This window comes from Actinocrinis sp., from assembly GCF_035605935.1.
GTDB lineage: Bacteria > Actinomycetota > Actinomycetes > Streptomycetales > Catenulisporaceae > Actinocrinis.
In genome coordinates, this window is sequence record NZ_DATNGK010000186.1 from 1 (window position 1) to 8,885 (window position 8,885).

The 8,885-nt window shown below is 67.9% G+C and carries 7 protein-coding genes and 1 pseudogene; 3 read left to right on the forward strand and 5 right to left on the reverse strand.

Annotated elements, in window-relative coordinates; translation table 11 throughout:
• Window positions 1–68: 68 nt before the first annotated feature.
• The 3 genes and pseudogenes from VN779_RS15090 to VN779_RS15100 all read right to left on the reverse strand — a co-directional run.
• Window positions 69–319: pseudogene (locus VN779_RS15090) on the reverse strand (alpha/beta fold hydrolase); the annotation flags it as partial.
• On the reverse strand, window positions 320–469 hold the full coding sequence (locus tag VN779_RS15095; protein ID WP_325723681.1) for a hypothetical protein: 150 nt from the start codon (window positions 467–469) through the stop codon (window positions 320–322). It abuts the pseudogene before it with no gap.
• 49 nt (window positions 470–518) lie between these two features.
• Window positions 519–1,232, reverse strand: coding sequence for an SDR family oxidoreductase (locus VN779_RS15100; RefSeq protein WP_325723683.1), 714 nt, complete (start codon window positions 1,230–1,232; stop codon window positions 519–521).
• Between the two features lie 107 nt (window positions 1,233–1,339).
• On the opposite strand from VN779_RS15100, the gene VN779_RS15105 reads away from it, so the two are divergent.
• Window positions 1,340–1,930: a TetR/AcrR family transcriptional regulator gene (locus VN779_RS15105; RefSeq protein ID WP_325723685.1), complete on the forward strand. Its 591-nt coding sequence runs from the start codon at window positions 1,340–1,342 to the stop codon at window positions 1,928–1,930.
• 14 nt (window positions 1,931–1,944) lie between these two features.
• On the opposite strand, the gene VN779_RS15110 is transcribed toward VN779_RS15105, so the two are convergent.
• Entirely contained in the window at window positions 1,945–2,727 is a 783-nt protein-coding gene (locus VN779_RS15110) for a helix-turn-helix domain-containing protein (protein WP_325723687.1), read from the reverse strand.
• Window positions 2,728–2,893: 166 nt separating this feature from the next.
• Between VN779_RS15110 and VN779_RS15115 the strand changes: the two genes are divergently transcribed.
• Both VN779_RS15115 and VN779_RS15120 read left to right on the forward strand, forming a co-directional pair.
• A complete protein-coding gene (locus tag VN779_RS15115) occupies window positions 2,894–4,414 on the forward strand; it encodes an MFS transporter (RefSeq protein WP_325723689.1) in 1,521 nt (506 codons plus the stop codon).
• 153 nt (window positions 4,415–4,567) lie between these two features.
• On the forward strand, window positions 4,568–5,140 hold the full coding sequence (locus VN779_RS15120; protein WP_325723691.1) for a dihydrofolate reductase family protein: 573 nt from the start codon (window positions 4,568–4,570) through the stop codon (window positions 5,138–5,140).
• Window positions 5,141–5,678: 538 nt separating this feature from the next.
• Here the strand turns inward: VN779_RS15120 and VN779_RS15125 are convergent.
• Window positions 5,679–8,312, reverse strand: a complete 2,634-nt coding sequence (locus tag VN779_RS15125) for a glycosyl hydrolase (protein WP_325723693.1) — start codon at window positions 8,310–8,312, stop codon at window positions 5,679–5,681.
• Window positions 8,313–8,885 lie beyond the last annotated feature (573 nt).

Consider the following 8,885-nt stretch of genomic DNA (forward strand, 5'->3'; position numbering starts at 1 on the left):
TACGGCGTTTAGGCTGTCGCGTCCTAGGGCGTCGAGCCGAGCAGCAGGGCCGGAACGTCGGGACGTTCGCCCATCGACTCGCCGAGGAGCGTCACGTCGCGCAGATCGAGCTCTGTCATCAGCCGTTTGACGGCAGCGCACGCATCGCCGGCTCCTGATACGAGGCACCGGGCACGATCTGCGAGCAGCCCATTTCGGGCAGATCGAGGGCGTACACGGTGTAGCGCTGCTGCACCAGCGGGATCAGGTGGCGGAAGTGCTCGGCCTGGGTGCGCACGGTGTGCAGCATGACCAGGGGCGCACCGGTCCCGCCGGTGAGCTAGCGCAGCCGGCCTGTGCCGTACTCGCTTGGGCCGTACTCGCTTGGGCCACCCAGGGTGCGCGAGTCGGACGAACCGGCCGGTTCGAGGAATCGGCTGTGGACGCCCGGGATCCTGAGTGCGGACTCCGGGGCGATGGTCGCGGACATGCCGGTCCTCCCTTCTTTCTTGGGCCTGAGGGCTGAGTGCTTAGTTCCTTCAGGCGCCGGCAGCGAGCTGCGGGTAGAGGGCGGTGATGTCGGCGGACAGGCCTGCCTTCACTTGGCGGGTCAACTCGTCGGCGAGGACCTCGGGCGCGTCCGCCTCGATGCCGTCGAGGGCGACCTGCGCGACGTGCTGCGGGGAGACCTTCGGCGCGTCGATACCGGCTGTCATGTCGGTGTCGACGTAGCCGACGTGCAGCCCTGTCACGCCGATTCCGCGCGGGCGCAGCGCGAGGCGCAGCCCATTGGTCTGCGACCACAACGCGGCCTTCGACGCGCTGTACGCCTCGACCCCCGGCAGGGTGACCCAGGACAGTACCGAGTGCATGTTGAGGATGTGACCGCCGCCGTTGCGCTCCAGGATCGGCGCGAACGCCCGGGTGGTGAGCAGGGGCCCGAAGAAGTTGATCTCGAACTCGCGGCGGATGTCGTCGAGCGGGGAGTCGAGGAAGGACGCGCCGAGCGAGATTCCGGCGTTATTGATCAGGATCGTCACGTCCGGGGCCGCGATGGCGGCCGCGGCCACCGACTGCTGATCGGTGACCTCCAAGGCGAGGGGGACCGCATCCGGGTGGCCGATGGACTTGGGGTTGCGAGCGGTCGCGTAGACCTTGGCGGCGCCGCGTTCGTACAGAGCCTGCACCAGCGCCTTGCCGATCCCGCGGCTTGCACCGGTCACGAGTGCTACCGAGCCCTTGATGTCGGTCATGGTCAGCCTTCCTTCGTTCTTCGTCCACGCTCCGAAAACCGATCGGTTTCCACGACTGTAAACCGATCGGTTTTCAAAACGCAAGTGCGCGGCGTACCCTGATCGGCATGACCGATTCGTCCTCCACCGCGCTCGCGGCGACGCGCGATCGCCTGCTGGACGCCGCGGCGCAGCTGTTCTACTCGGACGGCATCGGCGTCGGGGTCGAGGCGCTGTGTCGCGCGGCCGGGGTGTCCAAGCGATCGATGTACCAGCTGTTCGACAGCAAAGACGAGGTGATGGCGGCCAGCCTGGAGCGCATTGCCCCCACCTACTGGGCCTCTCTCGCTCCCTCCGATGAGGACGATCGCCCGCCGCGCGCCCGGATCTTGCACGTGTTCGAGCGACTGGAGGAGCTGACGACGTCACCGGGCTATCGCGGCTGCCCGTTCGTCGCGGCGGCGGTGGAGTTAAAACGGCCCGACCATCCGGCCAGCCTCGCCGCGCGCAGATACAAGGACGCGCTGACCGCGTTTTTCCAGCAGGAGGCGCAGCGCGCGGGGGTGCGGGATCCGGCGCTGCTGGCCCAGCAACTGACCATCGTGTTCGACGGCGCGAGCGCGCGAGCAGTCGTACAGGCTGGCGCTCTGCGCGGCATCGCCGCCACTACCGCCGGCGCAATCCTCGACCACGCCGGTGTCGTAGATCAGGACGGCTAGTTCTAAAGCACGTCCTAGGTCCGCTGACGCGGGGCCTGCCGGGTGCTGTACTTCCAGCCGGTCATGCATTCCTCGATCTGTTCGTCGTCGAGCGGGGGCTCGGTGAGCGCGCAGTTCGCGCCGTCAGGGCGAGCACGCAGACCGTCGATCATGACGGACAGGTGGCGGCGCCAGTTGTCGGGAGCCACCGGCGCGGTGAGCTCCAGCATGGTGACGGCCGTGATCAGCATGACGGCGATGTCCGTGGGGACCACGTCCGCGCGCAGGTCGCCTTCCCGCTGGGCGCGCTCCACGAGGGCGTAGAGCATCGGCTGCACGATCTCGCGCACCGCCTGACCCTTCTGCGGGTCGTGCTCGTCCAGATGCATCTCCTGCGCGATCATCGCGTCTCGCAGACCCTTGTCATGCGCCTGGGTCGCGAGCATTTCCGTCATGAAGTGCACCAGGCCGTCCCAGGCGCGCGGCAGGGCAAGAGCCTCGTCGGCGATGCGCTTGATCGAGACGACCATGTCGTCGTACAGCGCGCCGATCAGTGCGTCGCGGTTGGGGAAGCGGCGGTAGACCGTGCCCACGCCGAGGCCCGCCTCCTTGGCGATCTCGTCGAGCGACACGTCCAGGCCGCGCCGTGCGAAGACCACCTTCGCCGCGCTGAGGATGAGGCGGCGGTTGCGCTCGGCGTCGCGCCGCAGCGGCCGGCTTTCGGTCGGCGTCGCCAACGCGGGTACCGATACGGATGCGGCGCCGGTCTGCGCGGTGATTGCCGTTCTGTCCCCTTCCACCTGGGGTTTCGTGTTCATTTTCGACTCGCTCCTGCCTTCGTCCCGCCGTCAGGGGCACCTCGGGTGAACCACTGGTGCGCCTAAGTGGAAGATCGCTCTCCATATGGAGGCGCATTCTCCGCTTCTATGATACTGTCCTTTTCGGAAGTGGAGAAAGCTCCTCCGGATGTATGGGGAATGACCGATGACAGATACCCAGACCACCAGCGCGGGCGCGCAGATAAACCACGCCGCGCCCGCATCGCCACCCGACACTCAGCACGCCAAGCGCTGGTGGATCCTGGCCATCATCGGCCTGGCCCAGCTGATGATCGTGCTGGACGTCACGATCGTGAACATCGCGCTGCCCGACGCGCAGAAGGCGCTGGGCTTCTCCAACGGTGACCGGCAGTGGATCGTCACCGCCTACTCGCTGGCCTTCGGCAGCCTGCTGCTCCTGTTCGGCCGGGTCTCCGACGTCATCGGCCGGCGCGCGATGTTCCTGATCGGCCTGGTCGGCTTCGCCGCGGCCTCCGCACTCGGCGGCGCCGCGCCGAACTTCGAAGTGCTGGTCATCGCGCGTGCTCTGCAGGGTGTCGCGGGCGCCATGCTCGCACCGGCCGCGCTCTCGCTGCTGTCCACGACGTTCACCGAGGCCAAGGAGCGCGCCACCGCGTTCGCCGTGTTCGGTGGTATCGCCGGTTCCGGCGCGGCGATCGGCATGCTGCTCGGCGGCGTGCTGACCGAGTACATGAACTGGCGCTGGACGCTGTTCGTCAACGTCGCGATCAGTGTCGTCGCCATCATCGGCGCCGCCGCGCTGATCCCGCGGCACCCACGTGAGGTCGGCCGGCCCTCGCTCGACATCCCAGGCACGGTGCTGGTCTCGGGCGGACTGTTCGGCATCGTCTACGGCTTCGCCAACGCCGAGTCGCACGCCTGGAGCACGCCGAGCACCTGGGGCTTCCTGGCCGGAGGCGTCGCGCTGCTGGCGATCTTCACCTGGTGGCAGACCCGCACCAAGCATCCGCTGCTCCCGCTGCGCGTCATCCTCGAGCGCAACCGCGGTGGTTCCTACCTGGCGATGTTCCTCACCGGCATCGGTATGTTCGGGGTGTTCCTGTTCCTGAACTACTACCTGCAGGAGATCCTGCGCTACTCGCCGGTGATGACCGGCGTCGCGTTCCTGCCGATGGTCGCCGCCCTGATGATCACGGCGACGATCAGCACGACGCAGCTCTACCCGCGCATCGGCGCCAAGATCCTGGTCTTCGCCGGCATGCTGCTGGGCGGCGGCGGAATGGTCTGGCTCACCGGCATCAGCCTGAGCTCCACCTACGCCGCGAACATCCTCGGTCCGCTGCTGGTCGTCGGCGTCGGCATGGGCATGATCTTCGCCCCGGCGATGAACGCCGCCACCTCCGGGGTGGAGGCGCGCGACGCGGGAGTGGCCTCGGCCACCGTGAACACCGCGCAGCAGATCGGCGGCTCGATCGGCACCGCGCTGCTCAACTCGCTGGCCACCTCGGCGCTGACCAGCTACCTGGTCGGAAAGAACGCCACCAGCCAGCTGGTGCAGGCCAACGCGGCGATCCACAGCTACACGGTCGCGTTCTGGTGGGCCGCCGCGATCTTCGGTGCTGGTGCGATCGTCTGCGGTCTGATCCTCAAGGCCGGCAAGCCCGACCCGGCCGACCCCGAGGCCGCGCCGGTCATCCACGCCTGAAGGCAAGCGGCAGCGTCGCCGCCATCCGGAGCAAAATTGAATACGAACGCTGTGTGCAGCGCCGTGGTCCCCTCGCTCAGGCGGGGGGACCACGGCGTTTAATGAGTCGACGTCATATCTGGGCCACCTCGTCGAGACCATGGAGTGCGGATCATGCGCAAGCTGCTGGCAACGGTGTTCAACTACTCTCTTGACGGCCTGCTCGCGGACGAGGGCACCGAGTTCTGGAACTTCTGCTTCGACCAGCCCGAAAACAGTCAGCCCGACGCCCCGGCGCAACTCGACTTCATCCGCAACGCGGACGCGCACGTCATGGGTCGCGTCGCCTACGAGTCAATCGCCGAGGCGATGACGACGACGGCCGCCGACCACCCGTTCGCCGGCATCCTCAACGCCGCGCCCAAGATTGTCTTCTCCCGGACGCTGACGAGCGCCGAGTGGGCCAACAGCACGATCGCCGCCGGGGACACGACCGAGGAGGTGGACAAGCTCAGACAGGGCGGCGACGGGTACATCCTGGTCTGGGGCGGGGTGCGGCTCTTTCGCTCGTTCATGCAGCTAGACCTGATCGACGAACTCCACGTGAGCATGTTCCCGTACGTCGCGGGCGAGGGCACTCGGCTGTTCGACGGCGTTCCCAGGTCGTACCAACTCGAATTGGTCTCCAACACCGCTTCTCCCAGCGGGATCGTCGAGCTGCGCTATCGGCGACAGCGCACGCGCTAAGCGCGCCGGAACGCGCGCTGGCTATGGTGCGTCCAAGAGTCGAGGAGGATGCGCGATGAGCGGTGCTCGAGCGAGTGGTGTCGCCTCGCTGGTCGTGATCGCGGCCGCGGTATGCGCGCTGTCGTCCTGTGGGTCTGGCACCGGGCCGGGGAGTAGAGCGACGCTGGCGCCAACGGTTTCCCAGACATCCGGGGCCACCACTACCGAAATGGGCACGCCGAGCGTCACACCGAGCACAGCGCCGGCTTCCCCATCCGCAGTCAGCGTGCCCTCGGGTCCGGCGAGCGCAAAGCCTTCCCAGAGCGCGGGCTCGGATCCACAGAACCCGGTCGACCTACGCAAGCCCACGTCCCGAGCGACCGGCTCGTCTCACTGATCGCCGCGCCTAGAACGAGTAGTAAGAACGCGCCGTAAGAACGCGCCGCGGGGCGGTAGCCGCCGGAATTCACCGGACAGCTACCGCCCCGCGGCGGTTACTCAGCGGTCACGCATCTATCACCCGGATCTGACTCCGGATCACGTGACCTGGATCAGTGGATCAGTGCCCATCCCACCCGTGCGGGGCCGCGAGCGACCAGATGCCACGACCGTGGGTCGCGGCGTAGATCCTGCCGTCCGGGCCGATCTTGACCTGGAGCGTGGCGTTCGTCGGCAGGTTCTCGCCGAGTACCTTCCACTCGGAGGAGTGGGCGCCGCGGTAGAACACCGCCAAGTCCGTGGCCAGCACGAGCGAGCCTTCGGGCAGGATGCGCACCGAGTTCGCGGGCACGTCGGGCAGGTTCTTGGAGATGTCACACCAGGTGACGCCGCCGTTCCAGCTCTCGAAGATGTGCCCGACACCGGCGCCCGGACCCTCGGTCCACTTGCGGGAGAAGCCGTTGACCGCGAGGTAGACGTGGTTGGCGTTGTGCGGGTCGATCTCGAGGCCGGACAGGTAGCGGTTCGGCACGACTCCGTTGACCGGCAGATTCAGCTGGTGCCAGCCGGTTCCGTCGGCCTTGCCCACCGCGATGCCGCGACTGAAGCCGGGGCCGTTGCACCCTCCGCCGCACCACGCGGCGTAGATCGTGCCGCCGGACGCGGCGACCGCCGTCGCGACGTTGCCCGAGCCCAGGTCGTAGACGTCGGTCCAGTCCGAGGTGGACCGGATCGCGTAGCCCTTCGTCTGCACGGCCACGTGCTCGCCGCCCGCGACCCATGTGTTCGGGTTCTTGGCGTCCGCGGTGAACGGCGCGATGAACCGGGCGTTGCCGGTCACTCCGTCGTTGGGCGGAACGCTGTACTCCGTGGCGGTCGACGGGTCGGTGCTGACGTTCGCGCCGCAGTCGTTGGTGACCCACATCGCGAGGTTGGTGTACTCCTCGGCGATGTTGCAGCCGTTCGCCGGGTCGACGAGGGTGTCGCCGCCGTCGCCGCCGAAGTTGGAACCCATCACCGGCTCGCTGGGGCGCAGGATCGACTGGCCGTTGTCCTGCAGGCCGCCGGAGACGTCGAAGCCGCCGCTCTTGGTGTCCTTGCCGACGCCGACCGAGTAGTACTGCAGCACGTTGATAGTGCCGTCGTTGAGCGACTGCCAGTCGGTGGCGTGGCCGAGCGTGTCGACCGAACCCTTCACCGGGCGCTTGTACGCGCCGCCGTCATTGCCGACGTACACGAAGCTCTTGCCCTTGTAGCTGCCGATCGCCACCGCGTGCTGGTCCGAGTGGGTCGTCTGGGAGCAGGTGCCGGACTGTTCGGTCGGGTCGATCGACCAGCAGGCGAAGGTGAAGTTCCAGTAGGGGCCGACGGTCTGCCAGGTGGCACCCGCGTCGTGGGATTCGTAGACCTCTTCAAGTCCCGCGTACAGGTGACGCGGGTCGTTCGGGTCGACCTGCAGGAACTGGTTGTACCAGGCCTGAACGCCGGGGTTGTAGGTCGCGCCGGTCTCGGCGGAGCCGGAGGCTTCCAGCTTGGCGGAGGTAGCCACGAGGGTCCACGGTCCCAGCGGCGAACCGCTGTTGGAGACGTAGATGCCGCCGAGCGTGCTCTTCGGGCTGGTGATCAGCGTCGGGTCCTGGTTGATCGCGTAGTACTTCGATCCGTCCTTGGACCGGGCGAAGGTCACCGCGCCGACGTTGGCGGCCGCCGTGGGCAGGTCGCCGAGCGAGGTGGTGATCCGGGTCCACACGCCGTTCTGGCGGGTGTAGAAGCCGTTGTAGGTGTCGCCGCTGCGCCAGCCGACGGCCAACACGACCTTGGACGGGTCCTTGGGATCGGCCGCGACGTCGTTGACGATGTTCTTGTAGATCGCGCTCGGATCGGCCGCGAGCGAGCCGCCGGGCAGGTAGGCGGGGTTCGGCGCGAACGCCAGCTTCCACGGCCCGGAGAGATTAGTCGCCGAGTGGGTCCACACGCCGCGCGTGGTCGCCGCCCAAGCGGTGCCGCCGATGATCCGCAGCTTGCGGATGCTGGTGGACTCCAGCTCGGTGCCGCCGACCCGGTCGTGGGTGGAGAACGTGTGGTGCTCGGGATCGCGCAGCACGTACACGCCCGAGCCGGTGAACGTGTCACTGGCCGTGTTGGCCTCGCCGGTGGCGTACCAGAGGTCTCCGCGCGCGTCGAGCTCGAGATCGCCGGTGGACTCCGCGGGCAGCTTGTCGGAGATGGGCGTCCAGCTTCCGCCGCCGACACTGGAGCGCCACACTCCGCCGTTGGCCGCACCGGCGTAGACGTGGCCCTCGTTATCCGCGGCGAGACCGGTGATGCGCCCGGTCACGTTGCCGGAGCCGGCCGAGGAGTTGGAGTCGTAGTCCCGGTAGATCGGGTCGTCGGAGTTGTACGGCTTGTTCGTGACCTGCCGCCAGTCACCGCCGGCCGTGTCCATCGACTTCAATTGGCCGATGGCCGCGCTGTAAGCACCGGGGGCGACGATTCCGGGGGCGCTGCGCGCCTGGAAGTACTGCTGGTCCGCCGAGGTCGGGTCGTCCACTCCGCCGTCCGGATTTCCGGGCGGCCCGCCGAGCGCGTTCGCGCGCACGGTTCCGAAGGGCGTGAGCTGCTGCCCCGTGGCGTGCGGAAGATTGTGCGATCCGCGCGGCGTGGAGGCTGCGTTGGCCGATGACCCGATCAGGGCCAGAGCGACCACGGAGACTGCCCCGATCGGGAGCAGCCTCCGCTGTATCTGAGTTCTCATACGGTTAGGTCCCCACCTGTTCACCCGAGTTGGCACGACGTCGGGAAGATTCGTGCGCAGATATTGATGACGAGGCTAGAGCGGGGGCCGGTGGTGTGTCGAGAGGACGCGAGTTGCGGCGGGACGAGCCCTGATTTGCCGGTTTTGGCGGGTATTTCCGGACCTGACATGACCTCCTTCGGCGCGCACCGTACGGTTCGCCGGCCAGTCCTCGGCGCTCGCCGGATCGTCGATCCGTGCGTCGCCGGCTCGCAGGTCGACCTCGGCCCCGGTGGGGAACGCGGTGCAGATCCGTCGCTCGGTCGGCGTGAGCCTGCCGAGCGCGCGCCAGACCTCGGATTCTCCCCTCACGCGAGCCATCATCGCGTACCGATCGCGATGCAATGGACTGGATGACCGGATTCTCATTCCGCCCGGTCTGGTCGACCCGGCGGCGGTGGCGAACCTGCGCTACCGGCCGGAGGCTGCGAAGAATCGGAGCTGGCGCGACCAGCGTGGGCAATCGCAGAGCGCGCAGTCGCTGCCCCTGCGGTGGTGCTCATGGGCGCTTCGCTCGTGGCCGCACCGGCAGAC

Bases quoted from the DNA above. Each gene is read 5' to 3' on its own strand.
- VN779_RS15105 (WP_325723685.1), top strand. From the start codon at position 1,340: ATGACCGATTCGTCCTCCACCGCGCTCGCGGCGACGCGCGATCGCCTG.
- VN779_RS15100 (WP_325723683.1), bottom strand. From the start codon at position 1,232: ATGACCGACATCAAGGGCTCGGTAGCACTCGTGACCGGTGCAAGCCGC.
- VN779_RS15125 (WP_325723693.1), bottom strand. From the start codon at position 8,312: ATGAGAACTCAGATACAGCGGAGGCTGCTCCCGATCGGGGCAGTCTCC.
- VN779_RS15120 (WP_325723691.1), top strand. From the start codon at position 4,568: ATGCGCAAGCTGCTGGCAACGGTGTTCAACTACTCTCTTGACGGCCTG.
- VN779_RS15110 (WP_325723687.1), bottom strand. From the start codon at position 2,727: ATGAACACGAAACCCCAGGTGGAAGGGGACAGAACGGCAATCACCGCG.
- VN779_RS15095 (WP_325723681.1), bottom strand. From the start codon at position 469: ATGTCCGCGACCATCGCCCCGGAGTCCGCACTCAGGATCCCGGGCGTC.
- VN779_RS15115 (WP_325723689.1), top strand. From the start codon at position 2,894: ATGACAGATACCCAGACCACCAGCGCGGGCGCGCAGATAAACCACGCC.